The organism is Limnospira sp., assembly GCF_051859755.1.
GTDB lineage: Bacteria > Cyanobacteriota > Cyanobacteriia > Cyanobacteriales > Microcoleaceae > Limnospira > Limnospira fusiformis.
In genome coordinates, this window is sequence record NZ_JBIMLI010000007.1 from 1 (window position 1) to 26,812 (window position 26,812).

At 44.1% G+C, this 26,812-nt stretch carries 30 protein-coding genes; 14 read left to right on the plus strand and 16 right to left on the minus strand.

Going from position 1 to position 26,812, the window contains the following annotated elements; translation table 11 throughout:
* Nucleotides 1-45: 45 nt before the first annotated feature.
* Complete coding sequence (locus ACTIE0_RS02225; RefSeq protein WP_439516828.1) at nucleotides 46-1,713, minus strand: DUF2079 domain-containing protein; 1,668 nt, start codon at nucleotides 1,711-1,713, stop codon at nucleotides 46-48.
* Between the two features lie 215 nt (nucleotides 1,714-1,928).
* Here ACTIE0_RS02225 and ACTIE0_RS02230 point away from each other — a divergent pair, with 215 nt between their 5' ends.
* Entirely contained in the window at nucleotides 1,929-3,116 is a 1,188-nt protein-coding gene (locus ACTIE0_RS02230) for a histidine kinase (protein ID WP_006622654.1), read from the plus strand.
* A 237-nt stretch (nucleotides 3,117-3,353) separates the two neighbouring features.
* Here the strand turns inward: ACTIE0_RS02230 and mutT are convergent, their stop codons facing one another.
* Both mutT and ACTIE0_RS02240 read right to left on the minus strand, forming a co-directional pair.
* Nucleotides 3,354-3,770, minus strand: a complete 417-nt coding sequence (gene mutT / locus ACTIE0_RS02235; RefSeq protein ID WP_006622656.1) for an 8-oxo-dGTP diphosphatase MutT — start codon at nucleotides 3,768-3,770, stop codon at nucleotides 3,354-3,356.
* 75 nt (nucleotides 3,771-3,845) lie between these two features.
* Nucleotides 3,846-4,805 (minus strand): RNA polymerase sigma factor, RpoD/SigA family, encoded by a 960-nt coding sequence (locus tag ACTIE0_RS02240; RefSeq protein WP_035760005.1) that lies wholly within the window; start codon nucleotides 4,803-4,805, stop codon nucleotides 3,846-3,848.
* A gap of 603 nt (nucleotides 4,806-5,408) precedes the next feature.
* Here ACTIE0_RS02240 and ACTIE0_RS02245 point away from each other — a divergent pair.
* The 10 genes from ACTIE0_RS02245 (at nucleotide 5,409) to ACTIE0_RS02290 (ending at nucleotide 16,242) form a co-directional block, all read left to right on the plus strand.
* Nucleotides 5,409-6,176: a proteasome-type protease gene (locus ACTIE0_RS02245; protein ID WP_008052815.1), complete on the plus strand. Its 768-nt coding sequence runs from the start codon at nucleotides 5,409-5,411 to the stop codon at nucleotides 6,174-6,176.
* 97 nt (nucleotides 6,177-6,273) lie between these two features.
* Complete coding sequence (locus ACTIE0_RS02250) at nucleotides 6,274-7,233, plus strand: ABC transporter permease (RefSeq protein WP_006622659.1); 960 nt, start codon at nucleotides 6,274-6,276, stop codon at nucleotides 7,231-7,233.
* A 316-nt stretch (nucleotides 7,234-7,549) separates the two neighbouring features.
* Complete coding sequence (locus ACTIE0_RS02255) at nucleotides 7,550-8,446, plus strand: ABC transporter permease (protein ID WP_006622661.1); 897 nt, start codon at nucleotides 7,550-7,552, stop codon at nucleotides 8,444-8,446.
* 100 nt (nucleotides 8,447-8,546) lie between these two features.
* Nucleotides 8,547-9,188, plus strand: a complete 642-nt coding sequence (locus tag ACTIE0_RS02260) for an alpha-ketoglutarate-dependent dioxygenase AlkB family protein (protein ID WP_006669004.1) — start codon at nucleotides 8,547-8,549, stop codon at nucleotides 9,186-9,188.
* A gap of 192 nt (nucleotides 9,189-9,380) precedes the next feature.
* Nucleotides 9,381-9,533 carry a hypothetical protein gene (locus ACTIE0_RS02265; RefSeq protein WP_006622663.1) on the plus strand — a complete coding sequence of 51 codons (153 nt, stop codon included), beginning with the start codon at nucleotides 9,381-9,383 and terminating at the stop codon, nucleotides 9,531-9,533.
* A 96-nt stretch (nucleotides 9,534-9,629) separates the two neighbouring features.
* Nucleotides 9,630-11,336 carry a DUF262 domain-containing protein gene (locus ACTIE0_RS02270; protein ID WP_006622664.1) on the plus strand — a complete coding sequence of 569 codons (1,707 nt, stop codon included), beginning with the start codon at nucleotides 9,630-9,632 and terminating at the stop codon, nucleotides 11,334-11,336.
* Nucleotides 11,326-11,538 (plus strand): hypothetical protein, encoded by a 213-nt coding sequence (locus ACTIE0_RS02275; RefSeq protein ID WP_006669003.1) that lies wholly within the window; start codon nucleotides 11,326-11,328, stop codon nucleotides 11,536-11,538. Before ACTIE0_RS02270 ends, ACTIE0_RS02275 begins: the two co-directional genes overlap by 11 nt.
* Before the next feature lie 349 nt (nucleotides 11,539-11,887).
* On the plus strand, nucleotides 11,888-14,059 hold the full coding sequence (locus tag ACTIE0_RS02280; RefSeq protein ID WP_006669002.1) for a dynamin family protein: 2,172 nt from the start codon (nucleotides 11,888-11,890) through the stop codon (nucleotides 14,057-14,059).
* A 39-nt stretch (nucleotides 14,060-14,098) separates the two neighbouring features.
* A complete protein-coding gene (locus ACTIE0_RS02285; RefSeq protein ID WP_006669001.1) occupies nucleotides 14,099-15,094 on the plus strand; it encodes a P-loop NTPase family protein in 996 nt (331 codons plus the stop codon).
* Nucleotides 15,095-15,105: 11 nt separating this feature from the next.
* Complete coding sequence (locus ACTIE0_RS02290; RefSeq protein WP_006669000.1) at nucleotides 15,106-16,242, plus strand: hypothetical protein; 1,137 nt, start codon at nucleotides 15,106-15,108, stop codon at nucleotides 16,240-16,242.
* Nucleotides 16,243-16,320: 78 nt separating this feature from the next.
* Here the strand turns inward: ACTIE0_RS02290 and ACTIE0_RS02295 are convergent, their stop codons facing one another.
* The 10 genes from ACTIE0_RS02295 to ACTIE0_RS02340 form a co-directional block, all read right to left on the minus strand.
* Nucleotides 16,321-16,974 carry a Uma2 family endonuclease gene (locus ACTIE0_RS02295; RefSeq protein ID WP_039932759.1) on the minus strand — a complete coding sequence of 218 codons (654 nt, stop codon included), beginning with the start codon at nucleotides 16,972-16,974 and terminating at the stop codon, nucleotides 16,321-16,323.
* Nucleotides 16,975-16,982: 8 nt separating this feature from the next.
* Nucleotides 16,983-17,216 carry a DUF433 domain-containing protein gene (locus ACTIE0_RS02300; protein ID WP_006622668.1) on the minus strand — a complete coding sequence of 78 codons (234 nt, stop codon included), beginning with the start codon at nucleotides 17,214-17,216 and terminating at the stop codon, nucleotides 16,983-16,985.
* A gap of 294 nt (nucleotides 17,217-17,510) precedes the next feature.
* Nucleotides 17,511-17,822: a type II toxin-antitoxin system VapC family toxin gene (locus ACTIE0_RS02305; RefSeq protein WP_006622669.1), complete on the minus strand. Its 312-nt coding sequence runs from the start codon at nucleotides 17,820-17,822 to the stop codon at nucleotides 17,511-17,513.
* 26 nt (nucleotides 17,823-17,848) lie between these two features.
* Nucleotides 17,849-18,226, minus strand: coding sequence for a HEPN domain-containing protein (locus tag ACTIE0_RS02310; protein WP_006622670.1), 378 nt, complete (start codon nucleotides 18,224-18,226; stop codon nucleotides 17,849-17,851).
* Nucleotides 18,227-18,629: 403 nt separating this feature from the next.
* A complete protein-coding gene (locus tag ACTIE0_RS02315) occupies nucleotides 18,630-18,953 on the minus strand; it encodes a nucleotidyltransferase domain-containing protein (protein ID WP_006622671.1) in 324 nt (107 codons plus the stop codon).
* 26 nt (nucleotides 18,954-18,979) lie between these two features.
* Nucleotides 18,980-19,183 (minus strand): hypothetical protein, encoded by a 204-nt coding sequence (locus ACTIE0_RS02320; RefSeq protein ID WP_006622672.1) that lies wholly within the window; start codon nucleotides 19,181-19,183, stop codon nucleotides 18,980-18,982.
* Between the two features lie 177 nt (nucleotides 19,184-19,360).
* Entirely contained in the window at nucleotides 19,361-19,750 is a 390-nt protein-coding gene (locus ACTIE0_RS02325) for a type II toxin-antitoxin system VapC family toxin (protein WP_006622673.1), read from the minus strand.
* Nucleotides 19,747-19,977 carry a type II toxin-antitoxin system Phd/YefM family antitoxin gene (locus ACTIE0_RS02330; RefSeq protein WP_006622674.1) on the minus strand — a complete coding sequence of 77 codons (231 nt, stop codon included), beginning with the start codon at nucleotides 19,975-19,977 and terminating at the stop codon, nucleotides 19,747-19,749. Before ACTIE0_RS02330 ends, ACTIE0_RS02325 begins: the two co-directional genes overlap by 4 nt.
* Before the next feature lie 95 nt (nucleotides 19,978-20,072).
* The gene (locus ACTIE0_RS02335) at nucleotides 20,073-21,107 is read right to left on the minus strand and encodes a CHAT domain-containing protein (RefSeq protein WP_006668998.1); all 1,035 of its coding nucleotides are present in this window, start codon (nucleotides 21,105-21,107) and stop codon (nucleotides 20,073-20,075) included.
* 37 nt (nucleotides 21,108-21,144) lie between these two features.
* Complete coding sequence (locus ACTIE0_RS02340; protein WP_006668997.1) at nucleotides 21,145-23,679, minus strand: tetratricopeptide repeat protein; 2,535 nt, start codon at nucleotides 23,677-23,679, stop codon at nucleotides 21,145-21,147.
* 183 nt (nucleotides 23,680-23,862) lie between these two features.
* On the opposite strand from ACTIE0_RS02340, the gene ACTIE0_RS02345 reads away from it, so the two are divergent.
* The 3 genes from ACTIE0_RS02345 (at nucleotide 23,863) to ACTIE0_RS02355 (ending at nucleotide 24,924) form a co-directional block, all read left to right on the plus strand.
* On the plus strand, nucleotides 23,863-24,114 hold the full coding sequence (locus ACTIE0_RS02345; RefSeq protein WP_006668996.1) for a ribbon-helix-helix domain-containing protein: 252 nt from the start codon (nucleotides 23,863-23,865) through the stop codon (nucleotides 24,112-24,114).
* Between the two features lie 70 nt (nucleotides 24,115-24,184).
* The gene (locus ACTIE0_RS02350; protein ID WP_008055979.1) at nucleotides 24,185-24,424 is read left to right on the plus strand and encodes a hypothetical protein; all 240 of its coding nucleotides are present in this window, start codon (nucleotides 24,185-24,187) and stop codon (nucleotides 24,422-24,424) included.
* 5 nt (nucleotides 24,425-24,429) lie between these two features.
* The gene (locus tag ACTIE0_RS02355; RefSeq protein WP_006622680.1) at nucleotides 24,430-24,924 is read left to right on the plus strand and encodes a PIN domain-containing protein; all 495 of its coding nucleotides are present in this window, start codon (nucleotides 24,430-24,432) and stop codon (nucleotides 24,922-24,924) included.
* A gap of 465 nt (nucleotides 24,925-25,389) precedes the next feature.
* On the opposite strand, the gene ACTIE0_RS02360 is transcribed toward ACTIE0_RS02355, so the two are convergent.
* The 3 genes from ACTIE0_RS02360 to ACTIE0_RS02370 all read right to left on the minus strand — a co-directional run bounded on the left by ACTIE0_RS02360 (nucleotide 25,390) and on the right by ACTIE0_RS02370 (nucleotide 26,718).
* Complete coding sequence (locus tag ACTIE0_RS02360; protein ID WP_006622682.1) at nucleotides 25,390-25,620, minus strand: DUF4926 domain-containing protein; 231 nt, start codon at nucleotides 25,618-25,620, stop codon at nucleotides 25,390-25,392.
* 13 nt (nucleotides 25,621-25,633) lie between these two features.
* On the minus strand, nucleotides 25,634-25,969 hold the full coding sequence (locus ACTIE0_RS02365; RefSeq protein WP_006622683.1) for a DUF6883 domain-containing protein: 336 nt from the start codon (nucleotides 25,967-25,969) through the stop codon (nucleotides 25,634-25,636).
* Nucleotides 25,970-26,139: 170 nt separating this feature from the next.
* Complete coding sequence (locus ACTIE0_RS02370; protein ID WP_006668994.1) at nucleotides 26,140-26,718, minus strand: hypothetical protein; 579 nt, start codon at nucleotides 26,716-26,718, stop codon at nucleotides 26,140-26,142.
* Between the last annotated feature and the right edge of the window lie 94 nt (nucleotides 26,719-26,812).

A 26,812-nucleotide genomic window follows, 5' to 3' on the forward strand; every position in this document is an offset into this window, starting at 1 on the left:
ACAAAATATTCGATATTGCCACAAAAATTTACAATTAAAGCCGTCCTAGAAGGACGGGGTTTTAGACCCAGTTTCTTTATAACCTCTTGTCGAAATTATAACCTCTTGTCGAAATTCCCCCCAGGCTTCGATAGCATCAGGATTAGAAGTGACACCTCGGCGCATTAAAAGCAAGCCATTATGGAAATGCAAAATACCATATTCTTGAGTAGAAGTCAAGCGATCGGTAGTTTCGACGATCGCACGTAAAGCATCACGATCGCCACTAAAAGCGACCTGATAGCGTTGAAGTTGCCACAAATCAGCAATAATATAATCCATAGCCACCAACTGATCCTGATCATTGATTAATTGATACAGAGGGAAGCGTAAAACCTCGCGGCGACTGGACAGATGAGGAATTAAATAAGTAGTCCCCGCCACACTAGCATCTGGGGGAATTTGGGCTAAAAGCGATCGCATATTTTGAGACCTTGGCCATTGTTCATCCAAAGAAACATAAACCCAAGGTTGAATGGAATCAGGGATTAAAAAATACAGAGTTCGATTGGGATTAGAAGTTACCGTAAATATCAAAGACAGACAGATACAAGCTACCCAAAAACGTCGGAATTTGGGAGAGGGTAACTCAGCTTCGGGGGATTTTTCTTGTTGTTTAGACCACCACAAAATACTACCATAAAAGAATCCGGGAACTACGGTCATAGCGTAGCGAATTGTAATAGCCAAAACGGACATTCCCTGAGCGGAAAATAACTTTAATAAAGGAAAGCCTGCAATCATCCAAGAACCGGGAGCGATCGCGGGAATGAAAGCCAAAGGCAACCATTGACCCAAAAGATATGTAACAGTACGACTAAAGGGAGTAAATAACTGCTGAATAAACCGCAAGGGATTACTAACCATTCCCCAAATAATTTGTAAAGTGGAGGCTTCATCTCCCTCGGCGTATTGACCAAAGCGTTCCATCATGAACCGCTGGGAGATGTCCGCCGAAAACAAGGGCATAATCAGATTAGTTAAAACCAGCATATAACCGAAACTGAGAACACAGACAATCAAGCCACGGCGGGGGAATCTGTGGCTGAGAATCATATAAACTCCCACCCCAAATAAAACCACGCCCGCATCTTCTCGCACGCCTAAAATTAAAACGGACAATATCCAGAATAACCACCACCAACCCTTCTCCATAGCCAAGAGAAGAGTAAACACAAATAAAGGAATTTGGCTGACATCGTGAAAATTAGCTAAAGTAGGACCGATAACGGCATTAGCGCCATAAAAACTAACTACAATTAAGGCAGATAGAGGCGGTTCTAAATATTGTCTGGCTAGGAGGTAAAGAACTAAACCCGCAGCGGTGACCAAAGTTACCTGTAACACGCTGAGGGTGACAGGAGAGGGAAAGATTGCGTACAGGGGTAGCCATAGGAGTAAAGCGGGGGTAAAGTGTTGTCCGAGGCGGTGATAGGAAACGTTGGGGAACTGGCCTTGGTGGACAACATTAGTAGACAGGGCCGAAGATAGGGAACTCTGAAAAAAACGCCCGTGGATACCATTCCAGAAGACTTGGTTAAAAATGCCCTGGTCGTAGGAAGCATAAAAGGTGAAGTAGCGGTGCAGCAACAAAACCATACAGATGCCAAAAAAGGCGATCGCACTACCTAGCAACAGTTTCAGGGACGGGTTTTTATGCCAGTTGACCAAGATAACCACTCCATCTTAATTAGCTCAAATGATTAATATCTCATATTTAGGGCAGGTAGGGGTCAGCTTGATTAGCCATGATGTCAAATCACAGGCTAGAATCTAAAGCAGATATTAAATTGAGTCAACAAGTAAGCGCTAGTACCATCCCCTAGCTCTTCATATTGCAGCAGCAGTGTCGAATTGATCAGGTCTTTTGTCCCCCTTGAAAGTCATTCATGGAAGTCGGAACTACCCATAGCAAGACCAACTCTGAAGAATGCTTACAGCTTTTGCTGTTTGTCGATGGTCGCCCTAGCTCCAGAGAGCAAGTCCAACAAATATGTGAATATCTCGAAGTCCTTAAATCTGAGGACAGATTTGATTTGCAAATTATTGATGTGGGAGAGCAACCCTATCTAGCCGAACACTTTAAGTTAGTTGCGACCCCGGCTTTGGTCAAAATTCACCCCTCACCCCGACATATTCTAGCGGGTACTGATATTGTTAAGCAGCTTAATGAATTTTGGCTACGGTGGCAGCAATCTCTTGAAGACTATCGAAGTCAGCAGCCATTTGAGGTGAACGGTTCAGTTAAAAATTATCGCTCTGTTGCTGACCTGAACTATATTGCTGAACTGATCCGACTTAGTGATGAGGTGTTCCGCCTCAAGCAAGAAAAAGAACAATTGCAACAACAGGTAAGTTTTAAGGATCGCATTATTGAAATTTTGGCTCACGACCTCCGTAGTCCTTTGACCGCCGCCTCTCTGGCTTTGGAAACTTTGGAAAATAGCCAAATGGCGGGTGTGGCTAACTCTAAGAAATTTACACCGGCTCTCAAATCTCGCTTAATCCAACAAGCTCGTACTCATATCCGTCAGATCGATAGGATGATTACTAATATATTAAGGGCTGCAACGGGTCAGAGTTCTCGGTTACAACTGCAACCTTTGCCATTGTCACTGTTGGCATTTTTTCACGAGATACTACCAGAGTTTCATGATCAGTTACAGGCGAAATCTCTGGAACTCAAAACTGATTTACCCACTGATACCCCTTCTGTCTATGCCGATCGCGAACGGATTCGTCAAGTTATTGTGAATTTGTTGGATAATGCGATTAAATATACCCCAGAGGGCGGAACTATTTGGGTGTCTGTCTTGCATCGCACTACCCAAAAAATACAGGTCAGTATTTGTGACAGTGGCCCTGGTATCCCTGAAGAAAATCGCGATCGCATTTTTCAGGATCACTTCCGTCTCGAACGCGATGAGTCCCAGGATGGTTATGGTATTGGTTTATCTCTCTGTCAGAGAATTATCCATGCTCACTATGGTCAGATTTGGGTCAGTTCCACCTCTTCCACCGGCGGTAGCTGTTTTCACTTTACCCTACCTGTCTATGAAACTTACCCTAGCTTTTAAGTGGAATTGTTGATTTTTTGTTCAATTTTAACCCGAAAATTCCCGATTGGGGGGTTGACAGGGGCGGGGATTGGCGGTATAATATTGACAATACACTGAATAATTAAATATTGGCAAAAATAAAAAAAGTGCAACCATCCCATTATATAAAAATAGTACCGCAACCCGTGCCAAAAAGCTACCCCTCCCCCAAAAAAAGCAAAAATTTTAACATTTCTTAATTTTACGTTACAAAACTTAACAATGTAGCTGTCGGAGAGCGGTAATAATCTTCTGATTAGCTTGAGGAAAGGAAAACTGATCAATTTCTGCCAAAGTGACCCAGCGAATTTCTTGGCATTCTAGTGTTTGAGGTACTCCGTAGAGATGAGTACAGTTATAGACCTCAAGTGTAATCCGAAAATCGCTATAGGAATGTTCAACAGTGATCAGATGGTCTTGGACAGCGATCGCAATACCAATTTCCTCATAAATTTCGCGTCGGATACAATCTTGGATAGTTTCACCGGGTTCAATTTTACCACCAGGAAACTCCCAAAGTCCGCCTATAGCACCTTGAGGAAGACGTTTATCAATCAAAATCTGTCCGTCATCGTTCCAGATCACAGCAACACCAATAGACTTATGGGGAAAAGCAGATAATAGTTGAGACATGAGAGATGGAGTGATAGTGAAAACAACTGGGGAAATGGTTGATTTCCCCAGAGTAGAATCAAAAGAAGTAGATTATTAACTAGCTAGGTAATCATTAACATCCTGCTTACGCTTACGAAGTTTGGTCAAAGCCTCCCGTTCAATCTGTCGGACTCGTTCACGACTGATATTAAGGCGATCGCCAATTTTAGCGAGAGTTAAAGTCTGTCCATCATCCAAACCAAAGCGCAGAGCTAAAACCTGTCGTTGCTGGTCAGTAAGATCAGTCATCAAAGATTCTAAATCCGATCGCAAAGAAGAATTAAGAGCAAACTGCTCAGGGGAATTGCTGGTATCTTCCAACAGGTCAACCAATTCCGTATCCTGATTATCACCAACCCGCAGATCCAGAGATAAAGGAAGACGTGATTTTTCCAGATACTCACGAATCTGCTTAGGGGTGAGATCCAACTCAGCAGCCAATTCATTCATAGTAGCTGCTCGGCCTAACTGTTGTGCAAGTTGACGCTGTGCCTTTTTGATTTTATTAAGTTTTTCTGTGATATGAATGGGCAAGCGAATAGTACGGCCTTTTTCAGCGATCGCGCGGGTAATTGCTTGTCGAATCCACCAATAGGCATAGGTAGAGAACCGATAACCCTTAGTAGGATCGAACTTTTCGACTCCGCGCTGCATCCCGATAGTACCTTCCTGAATGAGATCGAGCAGATCCACATTGCGCTTGATATACTTTTTGGCCACAGAGACCACCAGACGCAGATTAGCTTCTACCATCTTACGCTTGGCTAATTGACCCTGATGCAAGATATGTTGCAATTGTGCCACAGACAAGTTAACTAATTCGGCCCATTGAGCCTCAGTAGGTTCATAGCCTAATTGTTTAGCCAACTCATTGCGTTTTTCCTGCAATAAAGTTGCCTGTTGTACCTGTTTACCATAGACAATTTCTTGTTCATGGGTCAGCAGAGGAACACGACCAATTTCTCGCAGGTAGGCCCGCACCGAATCTGTGTCCGAGGTTTTAGCAGTTTTCATGGCATCTCCCCGATAGCTCTGACAAATTAAGCCCATAACTTGAACTGGAAATAAAAGCGACGGGCAATCACGCTTTTCTCCGATGTAGCAGCCAGGAACTAGAGCCGCCCAGCCTTTATCAACGCCAAGGCGTTTACATTACTCAACGTTATGTTACGAATGTTAACATTTATGAGACCAAATGACCATCCTTTTTTCGATTGAATTTTTCTAATTTGCCAAATCAATTGTTTTGAGGGTAGCCCGTAATCAATCCGGCAATTGCATCATGGAAAACAAAATCGGCTCAAGATCAGATAATTTTAGCCCCCTCCCCATATCCGTCCCAGGGAGTAGTCAGCCACAATACGCTGCATTGTTTCTAAGTTCGATAGTGAGGTATCGTCAGAAGTGACCAATAATTTTGAGTTTAAAGCCCCACCCTATAGGGGTGGCCAGCAATGAAATCTCAGCCAACTGGGTCTGTCTGTAAGGTGCGTCAGTTGTTGATTTTTCCGGTTTTCCGGTTATTTTTCTCAATCTGACGCACCCTACCAATCCTAATCATCCCCGTCTCCATGAAGCGCGGGGAATGTCAATATGCCGTTATCACTTCCTCCCCTTATGACCTACTGTCTCGGTATAATTACCTCCTCCGGCTTTGTAATGGCCGCCGACTCCCGCACCAACGCGGGAGTTGATTACATTTCTACCTATCGCAAACTATTTGATTTTTCTAATCCTGGGGAAAGGGTGATTTTACTCTCTACCGCCGGAAATCTATCTATCACCCAGGGAATTATCAGCACCCTGGAGAAAGACCTCAAATTTCACGACAATCAAAATCTCCATAACCTCGAATCCATGTATGATGTGGCTCGTTATGTGGGTGGTCAACTGCGGCGAATGCAAGAATTTGATGAAGCCTGGCTCAAAAAGCATAGCATTGATGCTAGTTGCACCTTACTGTTAGCTGGTCAGATTAAAGGTCAAGACCCCGCCCTATTCCTGATCTATAATCAAGGTAACTTCATCCATGCCACCAAGGACACCCCCTTCCTACAAATTGGAGAGACCAAATATGGTAAACCCATTTTAGATCGTACCCTCAGTTTTAATACCCAATTAGAGGCGGCGGCTAAATGCGCCCTTTTGTCTATTGACTCTACCATGAAGTCTAATATCTCTGTGGGTCCCCCTATCAATCTGGCTATGTATGAACGAGATACTTTTGTAATTGATAACTGGCTGCGTCTGCGTCTCGGAGACCCCTACCTAGCCAAAATTAGGAAAATGTGGGAAGACTCCCTTAAACAGGCTTTTGAACACATTCCCAATATCAACTGGCAACACCGGGAAGAGCAATCCTCTGAGGATATTCTGATTGACTAAGTTGGGAAAAATATCCCTCAGACAAGGTAAACCTCACCCCAGGCTTACCTTGTCGATATCACTCAATCTATCTGATTCATCATCAAACCCTTAACCGATGACTAGATATATTATTAATCGCCTATTAACTGCTATCCCTACTTTGATAGCTATCAGTGTTGTATTATTTCTAGTCTTGGCATTAGCCCCCGGCGACCCTATGGGAGAGTTCGCCTCTAACCCTTCTATTACGGCGGAAGTTCGCGAAAATATTAGGCGATCGCTTGGTTTAGATCAACCGATACTGATTCGGTATTTTAAGTGGGCTTGGTCATTTTTACAAGGGGATATGGGCTACTCTTTTACCAGCCTAGTTCCTGTCAGTGAGCTAATTAGCCAACGACTACCAACCACCATCTGGATAGCTGGTTCTGCGTATATTTTGGCAGTCATTATCGCTTTTCCCTTGGGTATCATTTCCGCCATCAAGCGCTATTCACTATTTGACCAAGTAGCTACTACCTTCGCTTTTTTGGGATTCTCACTACCCCCCTTTTTTACCGGTCTGTTATTTATTATCATCTTTAGTGTGAATCTCAACTGGTTTCCGTTTATATATAATAGTAACCTACAGGTCACTAATTTATCTACATTATGGCAACAGATTCAACAGTCAATCATGCCAATTTCTGTATTGGCATTATTTCAGTCAGCCGTGTTAATGCGATTTATTAGGTCGGCTATCTTGGAGGAGTTAAACCGCGATTATGTCCGCACCGCACACGCTAAAGGATTACCTGATTTTCAGGTGATTAACTTTCATATCTTACGCAATGCTTTAATTCCTGTTATCACTTTAATGGCCTTAAATATCCCGGAAATTTTTACCGGCGCATTGGTTACAGAACAGGTGTTTAGAGTCCCCGGAATTGGCGCGCTTTTGGTCAATTCTATTTATCGTAGTGATACCCCAGTCGTCATGGGTATTACCTTTGTTTATGCGGTTTTGGTCGTGTTTTTTAACCTCATTGCTGATATACTCTATGGATTTTTAGACCCTCGAGTTCAGTATAAATAGTCCCGGATGATTGTTAAGTTATGTTAAGTTGTGTTAAGAATTGTAAAATTTTTTTTGGTGGGGGTTGGTGGCTTTTTGGCTTGACTTGTGATATCATTTTAGATAATGGGAATAGTTGCAAAATTTTTATTTATGCAAATACTCCATTATGTAACAAATATGTCAATATACTATCATTAGCTCCCGGCACTTGTCAACCCTCAGCCATGATCTGGATGAACAATTTTTTTTTAATTGACGAAAACATCAACTTGATAAGATCAAATCAAGATTAATCAATGAATGGGCCCAAAATCAAACAAAAATCAAAGGTGATATGAATAATGATGTGTTGAAAACCCGCAGTGTATTGTTAGATATATGGGTGAGATTTCGTCGGGATAAAATGGCGGTAATTGGTAGCTGTGTGTTGCTACTGATTATAGTGTCTATTGTGTTGGGTCCGATGATTTATACGACACCAGCGGATCGGATTGATTTTGGTAATTCTGTGTTACCTCCTAGTTGGAATCATCCCTTTGGTACTAATGATTTAGGACAAGACCAATTAGCGAGGATTCTGAGGGGTGGACGCATTTCTTTAGCGGTGGGTTTGGCGGCGATGTTAGTGGCGATCGCTTTAGGAACTGCTGTAGGTGCGATCGCCGGATTTTATGGAGGGATTTTAGATAGTGTATTAATGCGATGCACGGATTTATTTTTAGCTTTACCGCAACTGCCGATTTTATTATTAGTAATTTACCTATTTCGGGAACCTATGAGAGCGATCGCCGGTTCAGAAGCGGGAATTTTCATCTTAATTGTATTAGTAGTCGGGGGACTTAATTGGATGTCTGTAGCGCGGTTGGTGAGGGCGAGTTTTTTGTCAACAAGAGAGATGGATTTTGTGATAGCAGCTAAGGCGATCGGGGCTAAACCTCACCGTTTAATTTTAGTTCATATTCTCCCGAATGTTCTGACTCCGATTATTGTCGCAGCGACCCTATCAGTAGGAACAGCAATTATCACGGAATCAACCCTAAGTTTTCTAGGGTTAGGATTTCCCCCGGATATTCCCACCTGGGGAAGGATGTTATATGATGCCCAAAACTACATAGAAACAGCCCCCCACATGGTTATATTCCCTGGTGCAGCTATTTTTTTAACAGTGATTAGTATCAACTATATTGGCGATGGATTACGAGATGCACTAGACCCAAAATCTCAGCTTTAATCCTGATAATTGGCAGCCGGAAAGCGGCGTTTATGCCCAAATATCGGTAATGAGAAAATAGCATTTCTAACTAATTAATTTTTGGGGGTAATATCAGCAAATGAGACTGTGGGATAATCAGCGAGATATCAGCCATCCTGGTTCAGTGAATGATTTAGACAAACAAGTGATTATTGATACTGATGGTTTGGTCATATTGTATGGCAATTTTTTGACGTTGGCAGAAAGCGATCGCTTATTTGGGGAGTTGTATAAATCCATTAATTGGAGACAAGAACAGATTAAAATATTTGGGAAAATCAGACCCATACCGAGACTCACAGCTTGGTATGCAGATGAAGGTAAATCCTATACATATTCAGGGATCGAACATCATGCACAACCCTGGAACCCGACACTTAAATCAATCAAATCCCAGGTTGAAGATATAGCGGAAGTGACTTTTAATAGTGTTCTAATTAATCTGTATCGGGATGGAAAAGATAGTATGTCGTGGCATAGCGATGATGAACCAGAACTAGGGAAAAATCCGATAATCGCCTCAGTCAGCTTAGGGGGAACCCGTCGATTTTCTGGGAAGCACAAAATCAGCAAAGACCGGAAATTTCATATTGATTTAACCAGCGGTAGTTTGCTGTTAATGAAAGGGGAGACACAGCACTTTTGGCAACATCAAATCCCCAAAACTTCCCGGGTTGTGGAGCCGCGAATTAATTTAACTTTTAGAATGGTAAAATCATAGCCATTAAGATATTGGGGAGGCGATCGCCTTAGTCCCAAACCATCTCGCGCCCATCCCTCAGCTAGATTTGGGTGCTGATTTGGGCATGGGATATGAAAATTTAATTAAGAAATCCGGTTGCGGAGACTTGGGGGATATTTCGTGCTATAGTATTCGAGACAGTTTACCATTGAATATCATAGATAGATTGGCATGAACAAAAGCCAAGAAATACAGAGTATTATTGCCCAACGTCAACCTCTGGCCCCAAAGGTGGCAGACATCGAAACGGGTTTATCATCGCTGTATGGTTTGATTCAGAGTTGCGAACAAGAAGGCGATCGCTCCTATTTGTCAAATGGCTAAACCAGTAATTTAGTCGCAGTGCGATCGCTAACTTAAAGGGGATTGGAAATAACACCCCTGTGTTCTAGCCTATCCAGTAAATCTACCCTTACTCCAATGAAAGCCTCCGAAACCAAGCTACTCGCCTTTATTAAGAAGTCACCGCAGTTCGCCATCCCGATTTACCAGCGTACCTACTCATGGACAGAAAAAGAATGTCGGGAGTTGTGGAGTGACATCCTGCGTACTGGCTCCAATAATGAAATCACTTCTCACTTTTTCGGTTCTATTGTCTATATTGAAAAAGGACTTTATCAAGTCTCTAGTCAGTCTCCCCTCCTAGTTATTGACGGACAGCAACGCCTAACCACAGTAACATTAATAATTGCAGCCCTGGCGAATGCCCTGGGGGACACTGAACCCGTGGAAGGGTTTTCCCCGCGCAAATTGCGAAACTATTATTTGCTTAATCCAGAAGAGGATGGAGAAAAACACTATAAGCTGATTCTCTCGCAAACTGATAAATCTTCATTGATTGCCATTCTCGACCAAGACCAGCAGCCCAAAGACTCTTCTATCCGGGTTACACAAAATTTCAGTCTATTTGAGTCACTCATTAAGGAGTCTCAAAACCATCTGGAGACTATCTGTAAAGGATTAGCGAAATTACTGGTGGTAGATGTTGCCCTGAGCCGTGAACAGGACAATCCCCAACTTATTTTTGAGAGTATGAACTCCACGGGTCGTGAGTTAACCCAAGCAGACTTAATCCGTAATTACATTCTGATGGGACTTGAACCCGAACTTCAAACCAGGCTTTATGAGAAGTATTGGCGACTTATGGAAGTGGAGTTTGGACAGGAGGCTTATGGAGAACAATTCGATAGTTTTATTCGCCATTTTTTGACGGTAAAAACTGGTAGTATTCCTAAGCAAAGTGCCGTGTATGAAAAGTTTAAAACTTATTCAAGAGAGCCACAAGTTGCTCAAGCGGGTGTGGAGGCGTTGGTCAAGGATATTCATACCTTTGCTCGGTACTACTGTGCGATGGCTTTGGGTTATGAGCAGAACCCGGAACTTAAACTAGCCTTTCAAGACCTGCAAGAATTAAGGGTAGATGTAACTTACCCATTCCTCTTAGAGCTGTATCATGATTATGCTTCAGGTGAGTTGCCTATAACAGATTTTTTGCAAGCGGTTAGACTGGTGGAATCTTATGTTTTTCGCCGTGCGATTTGTGGTATTCCTGCTAATTCATTAAACAAAACTTTTGCTAACTTTACGAAAGCCATCAAAAAAGATCGCTATCTCGAAAGCATTCAGACTAATTTTCTGGTACTGCCGTCTTATCGACGGTTTCCTAATGATGATGAATTTAAGCGATCGCTGCAAACCAAAGACCTTTATAATGTTCGCCATTACAATTACTGGCTGCGACGGTTGGAAAATCACGATCGCAAAGAACGAGTAGCAGTAGATGAATACACCATTGAACATATTATGCCCCAGAATAAAAATCTTTCTCCTGCATGGAAGGATTCACTGGGTCCAGACTGGCAACGTATTCACAAAACTTATTTGCATACCCTGGGAAATCTAACCCTGACTGCATACAACTCGAAATATAGTGATAAATCCTTTCTTGAGAAGCGTGATATGGAAAAAGGCTTTAAAGAAAGTCCCTTGAAGTTGAATCAAGGGTTGGGACAGATTGAGCAGTGGGATGAAAATGCTATTCTCCAACGAGCAGAACGACTCTCTCAAATGGCGCTAGATGTTTGGATTGCGCCAAAATTAGAATATGATGTGCTTGATGGTGATTAACTTAACCCTCAGAAATCAGGTTACACGATACAAGATCACCCCTATAATTAATGACCCCAAGGCAATTTGCCGAGATGTATCCGGTGTGGGGCGATGGGGAAATGGGGATGTTGAACTTGGTATCAAATCTCTTGATGAATTGCCCTATGTTTTATGGTTGGTGAGGCAATCCCTAGAAAAACAAATGGGAGAATTAGAGTAGATGATTTAAACTCAGTATACGGGGGATTTGGTATCGGATATCTGGCGTGCTGTTGATGAAAGGTGAAATGCAGAACCTTTGGCAATATCAAATCCTCAAAACTTCCCAAGTTGTGTAACCCCGAATTAATTGAACTTTTAGAATGGTAAAATCATAGCGATTAAGATATTGGGGAGGCGATCGCCTTAGTCCCAAACAATCTCGCGCCCATCTCTCAACTAGATTTAGGTGCTGATTTCAGCATGGGATATGAAAATTTAATTAAGAAATCCGGTTTCGGAGACTTGGGGGATATTTTGTGCTATAGTATCCCGAAAAGTTTACCATTGAATATCATGGATAGATTGGCATGAACAAAAGCCAAGAAATACAGAGTATTATTGCCCAACGTCAACCTCTGGCCCAAAAGCTGGCAGACATCGAAACCGGTTTATCATCGCTGTATGGTTTGATTCAGAGTTGCGAACAAGAACGCGATCGCCAGCTTGAATATTGGTCGGGGAATACGGCAACCCAGGAAAAACTCCGAAATCTGGATTTTGCCCAATTTGAGCAAATTGCCCGTTCTTCTCTCGCATCATTGCACCGACTCCAGGGCAGATTTTCCCGCCAAACCCTTAATATTGGGGTGATTGGGCGCATGGGACAAGGCAAAAGCACCTTGTTGCAGAGTTTAAGTGGGCTGACAAATGACGTGATTCCGGCAATGCAGGGGAAGGCTTGCACGGCAGCGCGTAGCACCATTTTTCATCAACCCAGAAATTCCACCACCGCCGAAATTCAATTTCACGATCGCGAGTCTTTTTTAAAAGAGGTGATTATTCCCTACTACGAGAAACTCGGATTGACCCCCGTGCCGCGTTCTTTTGAAGAGTTTGCCCATAGCGAGATTCCCACTTTACCCACTAAGGCGGATCAAACGGACATTAACATTTATAACCGCTTGAAAGACGATTATCATATCCATGCTAAGAAATATCAAGAATACTTGGGGAGGGGTTCTTTAACTGTTCAAGACGAGTCACAGATTTCTGATTATGTAGCGTCAAAATATAATCGGGACTATCAACTAACTAACCATCAATGTTTGGCGGTTAAGCACGTTAAAATCTCTTGTCCGTTTCCCCTGGATGAAATAGGGGCGATCGCTCTAGTAGATGTTCCCGGCTTAGGGGATTTCCGCTTAGGAGATGAGAGTTTAGTGATTGAAGCCCTCGCTCAAGAAGTGGATTTTATTCTGTTTATTCGCAAACCTTCCAAAGACCGGGCAAACTTCGAGCAGAATGATACACAATTATATGCTTTGGCGAATAAAGCCTTAAACGATTTGCCCTCTCGGTCTATATTGGTACTGAATGCGGATAGCAATGGGGAAAATCAGGAAAGTTGCCTTTCTCTGAAACGGGATATTGATTCTGAAACGGTGAAAATGCCGGTGTTAGATTGTGTGATTGCTGACTGTTCTTCCCAGGAAGAAGCAAATAACAAAGTGCTTCAGGCGGTTCTGGATAATCTGCGATCGAATGTGACGCAACTAGACCGGAATTATACCCAACAAAAAATCACCGATTTGCAAGCCAGCCTCACCGAATTAAAGCAGCAATTGCAACTAGCCCAGGGAATCTTACCAGATATCGATGAAGATGAAATAGCCAATGAGTATGAGGATTTATTTGAGGAATTTTGGGAGAATATAACCAATGAAATGACCGATTTGCAAAAGGAACTGATTAAAACTCGCGAAGACCAAGATGAAAACCTAAAAACTCAAATTGAAACGGTACTGGAAGCCTGTCGGAAAGTGGAAATGCCGACGATTGAAGAAATAGAGAAACGTCGGAACCGACTGGAATCTTACGCCAGCACTTACAGTGAATATTTGATAGAAATGAGAACCAATCTATCGCTCAAATTCCTGGACATGGATAAAGGATTGAAAAAAACCATTGAACGCACCAAAAATAAAGTGGCTGCTGTTTTAGTGGAAAAATGCAATTTAGGTGGGCTGGCAAAAGTTAGTGGGGAAGAGTTTTTGGCGGAAGTTGCTAGTCAAATTCCCCCAGACTATACGGAACTGAAAAAAGGGTTTGAGATTCTCTCAGAATTTAATCTCTCTTATCGAGGATTAATTCAGCATCGGATTCGCTTGCAATTGGATCCGTTAACCCCGGATAAAACCGCAGGATTGAAAACAGAAGGTGTGAAGGCTCAAGATATTTTAGATACCTTAAACGAACTGTATCAACAAACAATTTACAATTGTGAAGATGCTTTGAAGGGATTTTTATCTGAACCGAGCCAAGCCTCTTTTGCTATAGTAGAAGAGTTTGCCGATCGCGTTCTCCGAGCCAAAAGCGCCAAGAAGGAATGGAAACGATTTTTGCGCCGCAAGCGGGGTCAGATTTGGGAAGATTTTGATAACCTGCAAAAACAAAGTAATGCCAGTCAAAAATGGTCAAGACTTTTAGAGTCTGCTTATGGTCATATCGATGACTTAGAAGCATCCTTAAATAATTTGTAGAACCATCAAAAAACCAGAGTAACTTTGTGAGGATAGTCAATGACATCTGTTTGGAAAAACCCATTTCGCCAGGAACTACAAAAGCTAAATGTCACCATGCTGGGGCCGGGTGGTGTAGGTAAAACTAGCTTACTAGCAGCCATGTATGACCAGTTTGATAACGTCAGTCAGGATTTACAACTGCTGGCTGTAGGACAAAGTAAATTTGAGTTAGATACAAGACTCAAAGAACTTAAAAGTATGGTGGAATCCAGCAGTAGTATTAAAGTGCAAGATGGGGTTAGCGGAACGAAAAGTAAACCCCGATCATTTAAGTTTGAGTTTGGACAAACCGGAACTGCTCCAGTTTTAGAAATTAATTTCCAAGATTATCCAGGAGGATGGTTAGAAGAAGATGAACACAAAAACAAGGTGAAAGACTTGATTCGAGACTCGGTAGCGGTGTTGATTCCTATTAATACCCCCCCTTTAATGGAAAGGGAGGGAAAATACCATGAGAAGTTTAATCAGCCAACCCAATTAAATGATCTGTTCAAAAATATCTACAAGGATTTAGATTCACCCCGTCTGGTAATCCTGGCACCGGTCAAATGTGAAAAATACATTAAAAACCCCCCAGAGTTATTTAGAAAGGTGAGAGAGGGTTATCAGAAAATGCTGAATCAGTTTGCCAGTGAGAACTTATTGCCAAAAGTGGCGGTGGCGATTACGCCAGTACAAACCGTTGGCAGTGTAGTATTTTCACGATTTGAAGAAATTGATGAACAGCCAATTTTTTACTATCGAAAACCACAGCCAACCGACCCCTATCAGCCGCAAAATACGGAAGTTCCTTTACGGTATCTATTGCGGTTTTTGCTGAAATTACATCTGGATAGGAGACGGGCTTCTATATTCACCATAATTCCCGATTTTTTGGGTCAACAGGTGGGGCTGTCAAATAATGAGCGGCTGATCAATGCGGTGAGTCGCTTTGCGGAACCGAGAAACGATGAAGCGGAGATTGTTCAAGGAATAGAGTGGTTGAAACTATAAGAGGATTAAACATGGATACTTATGTACAAAGCCGTGGGATTTCTAAAGACTACTGCTGGTTAGATCAAAATCAAAGGAAAATTTCCGATCTGCCGGAGAATTTTAAGCGAATGCTAAAAATGGTGGATGGGGATTATTTTTCCCTGGTGATTTATCGTGCCAATGGTCAGTTATCTTTGTTGGTTACGGCGTTGAAATCGCAAAATCGCATCGATAACCAAACTCGAAAAATTTGTAATTCGGTTGTGTGGGCGGGCTGGGTTGGTCAAGATTCTGATGAAGCCATATTGCGATCGCTTGCGATTCAAGCATTAAATGGGGAGTTAGCGGCGAAAGTCGATCCAGCGGTTATTTCGGAAAATAATGCTCAAGGATTTACGGTAAACTTCGACCTCTTAAAACCTAAGAATATGGGCGTTGTGTCCGTGCAAAATAACCCGGCTGATTCGGAGAAAATCGGCAACTTATCCGCCCTAAAAGATGAGCTAATTGGCGACCTGAAAAAATATGCTTTGCCGAAACATGACGGGATGTTAGTTGTAGTTGGCTCAACGGTCTCGAAATCCAGCCTTGAAGAAGAGCGAGTTTGGCGAGGTTTGTCGGATCAAATTTCTGATGATAGCTGGATAGACTTGGCTGGGGAGGATGATAAAAGTGACAACTTTCGCCGTCAATCTTCTTCTTCTAATCGTGATACTAATATATCTTCAAAGCCCGAAAAATCGAAATCTGGAACTGCTTCTACGCCTTCTTCGGGTTTACCGAAATCTTTTTCGGCCTCTCGAAGAAGTGATCAAAGAACTCCAGAAGATTCTCCCCTGAAAAAATGGATGCCGATTATTATCGCTTTTGTAATCGGTTCATTAATTGGGATAGTTGGACATTACCTATACCACACTAATATCCCCAATAGGCAAAGATCTCAAATTGAACAAAATCAAAAAATAATTGATGGTCAGCAAGAAACGATTGACCAAAATAAAGGAAAAATTGATCAACAGAACGACACGATCGCCCAAAACGCAGAAACCATCAAAAATGAAGAAAAACTCATCAAAGAAATGCTAGATTATCTAAATGAATTTACCCAAAAAGGTTCACCCTTAATCAAGCGTGTTGAGGAGTTGGTCGATAAAATTCAAAAATAAATAACCGCCAGACATTTAAGGGCGATCGCAGTAACTTTCGTTGCTCAGTTTAGGGTTGCTATATTCTCATGTTAAATGTCAATTTCCAGGGGACTGAAACTGCGCCATTAACCAGGCTCCAACTTGTGACTGGTCTTGATTGCGGCTCCGTTGCAGGGCTTGGTCTAGGGTGGCTATCTCTAGTCCTGGAAACATCACAGAGATATCAATTCGCTGACTCCCGCGATCGCTCATTTGATAAGCCAATACTTCCCCAGTTTCGACGTTCACAATCCAATATTCAGCAATCCCGACATCTTCATACAGCACTCGCTTAACGGTGCGATCGTCAAACAGGGATGATTTTGCCACCTCCACCACCAAATCTGGCACGGGATACTCTTCCAGATTCACAATATCCGTGCCGCTAGGGATGGCGGTTGCTTTGTTGCCAACATAATACGCTAAATCGGGCTGAAATTCGGCATAGCCAGTTTTGCGGAAGGAACAGTTGTCTAAAATCGTGAACGGAATGCCTTTCAAAATGCCATAGAGATTAACAGCCAGGGAAATCACACTATGATTTGTGCTGTGGTCAAAGCCTACGGAGACTTGCATTTCTAATCTCATTCGCCCATTGCTGTAATAGCCTTTAGATTTAGCATGGGCGGGGTCATCCAAAGCACTCAGGTACTCATTCCAGGTAGCCGGAACCCAGGTATCACTAGCGATTAGATTAGAGAGGGGATTCATGCTCATCTTTAAATGCTTAACAGATTCAAACGGGGGTGGTTTAGTTTACGAGCCGCATAGATTAGACAAGCCTTGAGATCATCAGCTTCCAGATCGGGCATTTCTTCAAGGATTTCTCCCTGACTTAAACCGGAGGCAAACAAGTCCAGGACATCGGATACTCGGATTCTCATTCCTCGGATACAGGGGCGACCGCCACATTGTCTAGGATTAACGGTAATTCTGGAAAGTAGTTCGCTCATACTTGATGGTTCCCTTGTGATTCGGTTCGATTCACGGTGTCGTTAATTTTAGTTTACTATAGCAATCCTAAATGATTTGTAACATTTTTAGCTCCCCTCTCCCGTTCTGGGAGAGGGGTTGGGGGTGAGGGTCTTCCACAACTGATTTAGGACTGCTATAGAAATTCCTGGAGTTCTGACTTACTGTCTTTACGAAGTCCCATCTAATCCGGTTAAATAGCCCAAACCCATTGTTCCAGAAACCCGGTTTTGGGTCAGGATGCGCGAATAAGTGGGAGATGACCTAATCTGGCATTAATCACCTGTCCAATCTTCAATTTTTAATGCCGGAACTTTCCTGAAATCTTGGAGGTTTCGGGTTAACAAAACCCTATCACGGGACAGGGCGATCGCCGCCATTCTCAGATCCATTGTAGAGACTCGAATTTTTTGCTGTCGTAGCTCCTGGAAAACAGCGATCGCCTGAACATCAAAGGGTAAAATGGGAGCCGAGGTAAAGCATTGGAGAATCTCTGACAATAGAGTATATCCCCGCCGGATATCAGTATCGGTCTGAGCACGGTTAATAAAATCATGAGCGCCAACAACCTGCTCATGAAAGCTCACAATTGAAAAAGCAAAGTTGTCTAAGGTTACAAGTTTTCGGTCGCGAAACTGATAAATTGCTGACAGTGATCCAACAAAATTTCAACCTCAACATCCGTGATTTTCAAGTCATCATCAACGCTATAATCAGCAGTTGCTCGTTTATTTTGGGCATTAATCAAAAACCGATGAAATTCCAGAGGAACAATCCATTTTTTAGCGATATCTCGCCCAAAAGCTGCAATAACTGCTCCATGACTTGAGAACGTCAAATCTTGCTCCCAAAGAAAAGCTTCAGCAATGTAAAACATCCCATAGTAAGCTCGTGAGGCAGCAAAATCATAAAACCCCTGTTCGTTTAAAACCTGAGCCGCTTGATAACTTTCTTGAGCTTTGGCGATTAATTTTTGAGACTTGGGTTTCATATAGCTTGTTTAACTGAAAGGTAACCGGGGAGATTGTTCTCGTCTTTGGATTGAGCTGGTGCGTCAGTCTTCATCGCATACATTTTCCTTGACCTTTTAGACGCATATAGCGGTTCCCGGGCTGATGAGGTACTTTTCAAAGCCCCTCTCCCCCTGAGCTAAGTCGAAGGGCTGGGAGAGGGGTTTGGGGTGAGGGTCTGTACCTTATGGACATGAGAAAAGCTATATAGCGGTTCCCGGACTGATGAGGTACTTTTCAAAGCCCCTCTCCCCCTGAGCTAAGCCTGTCCTGAGCGAAGCCGAAGGGTCGAAGGGCTGGGAGAGGGGTTTGGGGTGAGGGTCTGTACCTTATGGACATGAGAAAAGCTATACCACACTCTTTATAAGTCTACCTGGATGCAGTTTATACAAAAATCCCCTCTTTTTTGACATTATAAATAAAAGGAGAATCCTGAGTTTTGAACCTTTCTGAAGTAATAAACTGCCACGATATCACCACATCATAATCTAAGCAAATTTGGGTGATAAACTCCGTTGTTTTATCAATTTCCTGAAAAGGATGTTCCAAAACCTTCAAAATAATCAAAAAGTCAATATCCGAATACTCTTGGGCATCTCCTCGCGCTTGAGACCCATATAAAATAATCGCTTCTATCTGGTCTTGATAATAATTCATCAGACCTTCTTTAACTCGCTGGATAACTAATGGTAGGTGGGGATTTTGCATAGAACTTGGCTGTTTTTTACTTCATTCTAGCTCTTTTGGCGAAAAGTGCGCCCATGTTCAAGGGCTTCCAGAAATGCGGTTTCGTCAGAAATAGAACCCACAACTTGAGTCAGCCAATTCTCAGGAGGAGACTGACTCTCGACTTTTTGTTTGAGTTGGGAAACCGTTTGCTCTAGGGTAAGCAAACGCTGTTCTAGGGTCACTTCGTCTAATATAATTTTCTCAACCAAGCTAACTCTTTTTTAGTTTAGAGGATGGGAACCCCAACTGTCTCCGGTCAACCATCAGTTTCTCTGGTAGGGACTCCCTAACGGGGGTCGCCAATCAACACCAACGGCGACCAGAAAAACGGATGACGGTGAGACTGACTTAATTTAGCCTCACGCAATATCACTCTAGACTATTGCTTAACTAACGGTTTGGATCGCTGAATTGCTGATAATATTAGCATCAACTGTAGCCAGTGTTAACCCATAGTACATAGCGGTGGCTACAATAAATCTGTCGGCTGGGTCTTGATGGGGTAGGGAAATCTGGCGACTTAAAATAGCAATGGCATAATTCATCTCAGCTTCACGAGTTTTCAGTGTTTTCAAAGCTAAGTTAACCCATGTAATCGGGTCAGGATGTAAAGATATCCGTTTTTTTTCTGCTAAAATCAATGTTTCCCAAATGCTAATTGGACTCAGCCAAAGTTCAGTATTAGGAGCGACAATTGTAGTTTGAAGTTGGCTTGATAAGCGTTGGTCTCCCAGTAAATACCACAGCCAAATGTGGGTATCTAGCAGCAGTTTCATTGCAGTACATCCCAGGGTTGAGGCTCTGGAGTAATTATATCTCCTAAAATTTCACCGCTTCCCTTCATGACCCCAAAAGCCGGGCGTTCATCTGAGGGAGTGGCGGGATAGATAATCACTAACGGTTTGCCTTCATGGATGACCGTAATCGGGGTTTTAGTCCGTTCGACTTCTAAAAAGAGATTCTGGAGAATTTGAGGCAGTTCATGGGTCGTAATTTCTGTCATCAATTACCTCCTGGAGGGTGAAAAAATCTGGTAAATGCCGCACCGCTTAATTTTAGTTTACTAGAAATTCCCCGAGTCCTAACCCAGCGTCTGGACTACCGGGGGTCGCCAATCAACACCAACGGCGACCAGAAAAACGGATGACGGTGAGACTGACTTAACTTCGCCTGACGCAATGCCTCCACCTTACTCAACCCCTCCTCCATAATCAGGCGATAAAACTCCGTTGTCACTGCTGCTGTTGCCGCATCATCCACATTCCACAAAGTCGCCATCAAGGCCCGGGCCCCGGCACGTTCCCAAATATAAGCCATTCCCATAATCGCATCTCCATCCAGATTGGTCTGTAATGCGGTCTGACAGGCCGTCAATGCCACCAATTGGGTATCCTGTAACCCCAGTAAGGCCGCATCCGCTAGGGGATATTCTCCATCGGCAAATAACAAAGTGTTAGCCTTCATATCGGGCTGATAATCGGGACAAGTCTCTTGCAAACAGCAACCCAATTGCTGAAAACAGCCGTGGGTGGCGAGATGCAGATAGCGATGACGGGAGGATTGCCGTTTGAACACCTCCAACGTCGCCTGGTGGTGGCGGTAAATCTCACTCTCTGGGGCGAGGCGGAGGAGGGCATCGACTTCGGCTTCGGTTCCCGGTAGATTAAAGGGGTCTTGGGGTTTAGGATTGGCAAAGCCGAGGACTCCGTAACCCCCAGAGAAGCGGGGAAGGAAGGTGGTGCTAACTAGGGCGAGGGTGAGCAAGGTTCCCCCCAGTTTCCAATGGTGTTTGACTGTGGCTCCCATGCCGATGATTCCTAGGAGGAGGGAAAGCGTCCACAGGGGAAAGTTGAGAAACGGGGAGGGGGAAGGACTGGCGAGGAGGGAACGACTGGAGAGACGAGTGAGATAATGGATGGGGTACTGTTGCAGCAGGAATTGGTCCTTTTCCGAGTCCCGGAGGGTTTCAAAGGGGAATTGGCGCAGGGACCCGGTGGCGATGATGGCGAGTTGTTGGGGGTTGAGGGCCTCAATCTCAGCGGCAACCGGGCGGATTAGGTGGTCGTAGAGGGTGGCAGAAAGGCGACGATAGCGGGAATCGCCGCTTTGGAGCATTTGGCGATATTCTGTCACCCACTGGTTGAACTCCTCGGCATCGATGGGGACTTTTTTAACGCTGAGACTGTCGCGGCTGAGGAGAAAGAGGGCGATCGTGTTGGGAACGTTTTGGATATTTGTGAGGAGAACGGGTTGTAAGACAACGGTTCCCGGGGGGGAGGATGGTTTGCAGTTGGCTGAGGTCTTCGGGTTGAATTTCAAAGAGTTCCGCAACTTCGGGGTAGGTATTGGCGAGGGTTTCCGCTTGTTGGAGGACTTGCGCTTCTAAGTCGCGCATTTGGTCCACCAGGGCAGTGCTGAAGTTGTCTTGCAGTTGTTGGCGCAGGGCTTGCAGTTGTTGGGATTGCTCGTTCCAGTCATCAAGGGCGGCTTGGGCTTCGGGGTTAGCCACTCTCACACCGATGAGACGGTTATAGTCGGCCAGTTCGTAGGTGGTGACGCGGTTGGCCCATTCAAAGGCGCGTTGGGGCTGGTTTTGGTCGATGAGGATGTCAACGAGGGCGACGGTGGGGCCGCGATTGGTTTGAAGGAAAGTTTCGCGGAATTCTTTTTGCAGTTCACTACGGAGGGAGAGGAGGATGTTGAGGGAGTCTTCCCAGTAGGTGATGGCTTTGTCGGGTTGGTTAGTGTCTCGGTAGACTAAGCCCATGTTACTGAGAGTTCTAGCTTCTCCGGAGCGATCGCCCACCTCTTGCCGAATCGGCAAAGCCTGATTGAAGTATTTGAAAGCTTGAGTCCGGTTGCCCAAGGAATAGTACACCAAGCCAATGTTATTGAGAGTTCTAGCTTCTCCGGAGCGATCGCCCACTTCTTGCATAATAGGTAAAGCCTGATTGTAGTAGTTCAGGGCTTCAGTTCGGTTGCCCAAGGCATTGTACACCAAGCCAATGTTATTGAGAGTCGTGGCTTCCCCTGAGCGATCGCCCACTTCTCGCCTTATTGGCAAAGCCTGATTGAAGTAGTTCAGGGCTTCAATCTGGTTGCCCAAGGCATAGTACACTCCACCAATGTTAGTGAGAGTAGCGGCTTCCCCGGCGCGATCGCCCACTGCTTGCGTAATTGGCAAAGCCTGATTGTAGTAGTTTAGAGCTTCAGTATGGTTGCCCAAGGCATCGTACACTGTTCCAATGTTATTGAGAGTCCTGGCTTCCTCAAAGGGATCACCCACCTCTAGCCAAATTGGCAAGGCTTGATTGTAGTAATTCAGGGCTTCAGTCCGGTTGCCTAAGTCATCGTAAACTGCACCAATGTTATGGAGAGTGGTGGCTTCCCCTGAGCGATCACCCACTTCTCGCCGAATTGGCAAAGCCTTATTGAAGTAGTCCAGGGCTTGTGTCCAGTTACCCAAAGCATTGTACACTGCACCAATGTTATTGAGAGTCGTGGCTTCTCCTGTGCGATCGCCCACTTCTCGCCGAATCAGCAAAGCCTGATTGTAGTAGTTCAGGGCTTGAGTCCGGTCGCCCAAGGCATTGTACACCAAGCCCATGTTATTGAGAGTATTGGCTTCCCCAGAGCGATCGCCCACTTCTCGCATAATGGGCAAAGCCTGATTGAAGTAATTCAGGGCTTCAGCCCGGTTGCCCAAGGCATTGTACACCAAGCCCATGTTATTGAGAGTATTGGCTTCCCCAGAGCGATCGCCCACTTCTCGCCGAATCAGCAAAGCCTGATTGAAGTAGTTCAGGGCTTGAGTCCGGTTGCCCAAGGAATAGTACACCAAGGCAATGTTATTGAGAGTGGCGGCTTCCCCTGAGCGATCGCCCTCTTCTCGCATAATTGGAAAAGCCTGACTGTAGTAGTTCAGGGCTTCAGTTCGATTGCCCAAGGCATTGTACACCAAACCAATGTTATTGAGAGTGGCGGCTTCCCCTGAGCGATCGCCCACTTCTCGGAAAATTGGCAAAGCCTGATTGTAATAGTTTAGGGCTTCAGTCGGGTTGCCCAAGGCCTCGTACACCAAACCAATGTTATTGAGAGTGGTGGCTTCTCCAGAGCGATCGCCCACTTCTCGGAAAATTGGCAAAGCCTGATTGAAGTAATTCAGGGCTTCAGTCCGGTTGCCCAAGGTATGGTACACGAAACCAATGTTATTGAGAGTGGCGGCTTCCTCTGTTTGATTGCCCACTTCTCGCCTCATTGGCAAAGCCTGATTGAAGTAGTTGAGGGCTTCAGTCCGCTTGCCCAAGGCATGGTACATCATGCCAATGTTATTGAGAGTGGTGGCTTCTGCTAACCTGTTATTGCTTTCTCGAAAAAGAATCAGCGCTTGTTCAAACAACTCTAAAGCCTTTTGTCTTTGTCCGATCAGATCATAATTATAACCAATCCTTAAAAGTGCTGATGCTTCCAACTCTCGATCTTGCAATTGTCGAGCCGCCTCTAAAGCACGTTCAAATGTTTGAATCGCCTGCACAGGTCGCCCCTGTCGTGTCTGTTGAGTGCCCTGCTCCAACAGTTTCATAACCTCCCGTTCCGACATTCTTTCCTGCGCCAAAGCCGTCTGTGCCTCCACCCAAGGCGACAGAGAACCCATGCCCAACAGCAGCGAAACCGTCAACAGCGAACTCACCCAGCGTCCAGTCATGGCTTAACTCTCCCCGTGACTCCATCTCTTCTATTATTACCCGAAGGCGCAGAAATTGAGTCCTCCCAAGGGCGACAGAGCCCCCTAAGCCCGCGCCAGGGCAGAGCCGTGATATCAGCCTCATCGCCGCCCAGTTTCTCCACCACTATAATCAAGGTAGTCTATAACGCTCCTACTGGTGTCATGAACCTATCACTCACCCCAGAAATCGAACAACGGATTGCGGCTCAACTCAACTCAGGACATTACCAATCCGCCCATGAGGTCATCTTAGCCGCCCTAGAACTCCTGGACCAACGCCAGCAATACCTGACTGAACTGCGTCAGGAAATCGCGATTGATGCCACTCAAATTGAACAGGGACAAGTGATAGATGGAGAACAGGTTTTTGAGCGCATCCTCAACCGTTTACATAATTTTTTCTCGACCCGATAGCATCGATATTGCTCAGACTTTCAATGGGTATCGGGATTTAAAATCACTCAAAATAAAACCCAGAAAAATCATGAAAAACACAACCCAATTCCAAGAAATTGCTGCGGAAGTGCAACTGTTTAATGATATCGAACAAAAGGAAAAGTTTGTTTTTGTCGTGGGTGCTTTAGTTTCTCGATTAATTAGCCTTCAGAAAGGAGCAGAAATCATGGAGATGGAACCGGAAATGCTTTTAAAGATTTTGGAAATGATGGGCATCGAGTTTTCTTATCTTACTCCTGAAGATATTAAAGCGGAAAAAACTTGGTAAGACTGATGAAAATTGTTTTTAATTGTTCTCCGTTAATTTTCCTGTACCGATTAGACTTCCTAGAAATTTTCATCAATGACAACCATCAGTTTTATATCCCCCCAAGTGTGCAATTAGAAATCAATGCCAAACCGGATCAAGCATCAGGATGCATTAATAGACTAATTTCAAATCAGCAATTAGTCGTTCGAGAAATTAAATTACTATCTTTGGCAAATCGTTTAAATGAGCGGCTGGGTCGAGGTGAATCAGAGGCAATCTCGTTGGCAATAGACTTGCAAACAGATTATATAATCCTTGATGATTTTGCGGCTAGAAAGGAAGCAAAAAGATTAGGTTTAAATGTTAAAGGAACTTTGGCAGTGGTTCGTAAATTACACCTAGAAGGTCGGATTAATATTTCTCATTTTGATGTTTTGTACCAAAAAATCACAGAAATCAATTTTCGAGTCAAGCGAGAAATTTTTGATGAAATTTTTGATGATGATATTAGGAATTAAACGAGTCAATCCCTATTTTATCCGGAATCCGGTATTGATATATCTGTTAAAAACCGCACCCTAAAGGGTGGGGCTACACGGACAAAGCCCGCCTGCGCGGGCTAAAGAGTAAAACGAGTCAATCCCTAGTTTATCCGGAATCTGGTATTGATATATCTGTTAAAAACCGCACCCTAAAGGGTGGGGCTATACGGACAAAGCCCGCCTGCGCGGGCTAAAGAGTAAAACGATTTTTGAACTCCGGATTGGGTATTAATTTTCCAGATATGCTGCACCAAAAGTTCTGGGATGAAATTTATTTATATGAAATAACTCAATGTTGGCTACAGTCTTCTGGTGAATTGTTGGGTTGCGCGCTTTTCTGCACCCAACCTACAGATAGCACTTACCTAGAGCTTGGTCAGTTGGAGCGAATCGCGGGTTTTCCACGAAAAAAACCCGTTTCTAGTTTTCTCAGGCCCCCATTCATGATGATGCTAGAACCCGCGCTTGAGCAATTTCTCTGTCTCCAATTCCCCGCACTTGAGAACTCAAGAGAGAAACAATGGCAATGGTTTCTCCTGCGATGGTCATAAATTCTACTTCATAGCCCAAACCTTCTTGATGGACTAACACAACGGTGCCCATATCGCCGGATTTTAAATCATATTCCGGTAAGTCGGCGGTTAAAACAACTCGGTCTAATTCACTAATCATGGTTTACTAAATTTTAAGTGAGTGGATAGGCGCTAACCAGTCTAGGGATATCATCTCCAGTAGAAATAAACCAAATAGAACGCACTTCTGGGTTTCTGCCATCTGGCGTGATTACTCTACCTTCAACAACATACCTTGTCCCAAAAGGGGATGATTCTATTTTAGCTAATTCATGGTCAGCCACATGATTTAGCAAGGCATTTGCCATAATTTCCCACGACTCAATGTTAAATCCAAATTTGATAAAAAACTTGGCTTTACTTTTGCCGTCAGGATGAGTCAGGGACAGTAAATATTCGGTAATTTTTTTCTGGGTAACAATCGCTTGTTCATAATTCGGTAGTTTCAAGAAATTTATCCCTTTTTTTCAATAAATCAAATCGAGCATCTCATCTTGGGCATTGATGTCGCTCTCTCGATTCATTCTTTGTCTTATCATAGGTCAGAGGACGGGGAAGCTGATTTGCTCCGGTTGGGTTTTGCCCTTGGCTTCACCGAACCCACCCCAACTCGGATGACTTACTCCGGCGCGACACGACGCACTTTACTCACGACAATTTCCATCTCATCCTCTGACAGGGGGATAAGCTGATCCAACAGAAAATCAAAATCGTTCTGGTTTTCCAGTTTCCCCTGTAACTCATCATTCTCCCAAGCCTGCTGACCCCGAATCATCATTTTTTCCTCCTCATAGTCTAGGGCAGAGAAGGGAACCCGCCAAGTTTCTGGGGTACTCATATCCTCCCCGCGAATGTTGGGCCGCCCTCTGACAACTAACCCCTGATTTGTCAGGCGATCGCGCTCTATTTTCGCAACTTCCGTCAGGGGCAATCCTTGGGAGCGTCCCGCCAATTGCAGTTGGCGAGTTTCTGGGTTAAATCCCAGTAATTCATGGTTGCCACTCCCCCCCGCTTTTAACTCAATTTTGATATTCACCGGGAGCATCACTTGAATAATTGGCGGTGAGGGTAATGGATTGAGTTGCCCAGTAGGGGTAACTTCAGCGGTTTGGGAAGGAGGGCTAATGGCACATCCCCCTATTCCCAGGGAGGAAACCATTAAAACCAGTGACAAGATATGGCAAGTTGGATGTTTCATAACAGATTAGACTGGTGTAGAACTCGATGGGGGGACCCTCACCCTAAATCCCTCTCCCATTTTGGGAGATGGACTTTGAATCCAAAGCCCCCTC

What these genes read in the sequence shown, in the direction of transcription:
- ACTIE0_RS02230 (WP_006622654.1), top strand. Translation starts at nt 1,929, where the DNA reads ATGGAAGTCGGAACTACCCATAGCAAGACCAACTCTGAAGAATGCTTA.
- mutT (WP_006622656.1), bottom strand. Translation starts at nt 3,770, where the DNA reads ATGTCTCAACTATTATCTGCTTTTCCCCATAAGTCTATTGGTGTTGCT.
- ACTIE0_RS02240 (WP_035760005.1), bottom strand. Translation starts at nt 4,805, where the DNA reads ATGAAAACTGCTAAAACCTCGGACACAGATTCGGTGCGGGCCTACCTG.
- ACTIE0_RS02245 (WP_008052815.1), top strand. Translation starts at nt 5,409, where the DNA reads ATGACCTACTGTCTCGGTATAATTACCTCCTCCGGCTTTGTAATGGCC.
- ACTIE0_RS02250 (WP_006622659.1), top strand. Translation starts at nt 6,274, where the DNA reads ATGACTAGATATATTATTAATCGCCTATTAACTGCTATCCCTACTTTG.
- ACTIE0_RS02255 (WP_006622661.1), top strand. Translation starts at nt 7,550, where the DNA reads ATGAATAATGATGTGTTGAAAACCCGCAGTGTATTGTTAGATATATGG.
- ACTIE0_RS02260 (WP_006669004.1), top strand. Translation starts at nt 8,547, where the DNA reads ATGAGACTGTGGGATAATCAGCGAGATATCAGCCATCCTGGTTCAGTG.
- ACTIE0_RS02265 (WP_006622663.1), top strand. Translation starts at nt 9,381, where the DNA reads ATGAACAAAAGCCAAGAAATACAGAGTATTATTGCCCAACGTCAACCT.
- ACTIE0_RS02270 (WP_006622664.1), top strand. Translation starts at nt 9,630, where the DNA reads ATGAAAGCCTCCGAAACCAAGCTACTCGCCTTTATTAAGAAGTCACCG.
- ACTIE0_RS02275 (WP_006669003.1), top strand. Translation starts at nt 11,326, where the DNA reads ATGGTGATTAACTTAACCCTCAGAAATCAGGTTACACGATACAAGATC.
- ACTIE0_RS02280 (WP_006669002.1), top strand. Translation starts at nt 11,888, where the DNA reads ATGAACAAAAGCCAAGAAATACAGAGTATTATTGCCCAACGTCAACCT.
- ACTIE0_RS02285 (WP_006669001.1), top strand. Translation starts at nt 14,099, where the DNA reads ATGACATCTGTTTGGAAAAACCCATTTCGCCAGGAACTACAAAAGCTA.
- ACTIE0_RS02290 (WP_006669000.1), top strand. Translation starts at nt 15,106, where the DNA reads ATGGATACTTATGTACAAAGCCGTGGGATTTCTAAAGACTACTGCTGG.
- ACTIE0_RS02295 (WP_039932759.1), bottom strand. Translation starts at nt 16,974, where the DNA reads ATGAATCCCCTCTCTAATCTAATCGCTAGTGATACCTGGGTTCCGGCT.
- ACTIE0_RS02300 (WP_006622668.1), bottom strand. Translation starts at nt 17,216, where the DNA reads ATGAGCGAACTACTTTCCAGAATTACCGTTAATCCTAGACAATGTGGC.
- ACTIE0_RS02310 (WP_006622670.1), bottom strand. Translation starts at nt 18,226, where the DNA reads ATGAAACCCAAGTCTCAAAAATTAATCGCCAAAGCTCAAGAAAGTTAT.
- ACTIE0_RS02315 (WP_006622671.1), bottom strand. Translation starts at nt 18,953, where the DNA reads ATGCAAAATCCCCACCTACCATTAGTTATCCAGCGAGTTAAAGAAGGT.
- ACTIE0_RS02325 (WP_006622673.1), bottom strand. Translation starts at nt 19,750, where the DNA reads ATGAAACTGCTGCTAGATACCCACATTTGGCTGTGGTATTTACTGGGA.
- ACTIE0_RS02330 (WP_006622674.1), bottom strand. Translation starts at nt 19,977, where the DNA reads ATGACAGAAATTACGACCCATGAACTGCCTCAAATTCTCCAGAATCTC.
- ACTIE0_RS02340 (WP_006668997.1), bottom strand. Translation starts at nt 23,679, where the DNA reads ATGACTGGACGCTGGGTGAGTTCGCTGTTGACGGTTTCGCTGCTGTTG.
- ACTIE0_RS02345 (WP_006668996.1), top strand. Translation starts at nt 23,863, where the DNA reads ATGAACCTATCACTCACCCCAGAAATCGAACAACGGATTGCGGCTCAA.
- ACTIE0_RS02350 (WP_008055979.1), top strand. Translation starts at nt 24,185, where the DNA reads ATGAAAAACACAACCCAATTCCAAGAAATTGCTGCGGAAGTGCAACTG.
- ACTIE0_RS02355 (WP_006622680.1), top strand. Translation starts at nt 24,430, where the DNA reads ATGAAAATTGTTTTTAATTGTTCTCCGTTAATTTTCCTGTACCGATTA.
- ACTIE0_RS02360 (WP_006622682.1), bottom strand. Translation starts at nt 25,620, where the DNA reads ATGATTAGTGAATTAGACCGAGTTGTTTTAACCGCCGACTTACCGGAA.
- ACTIE0_RS02370 (WP_006668994.1), bottom strand. Translation starts at nt 26,718, where the DNA reads ATGAAACATCCAACTTGCCATATCTTGTCACTGGTTTTAATGGTTTCC.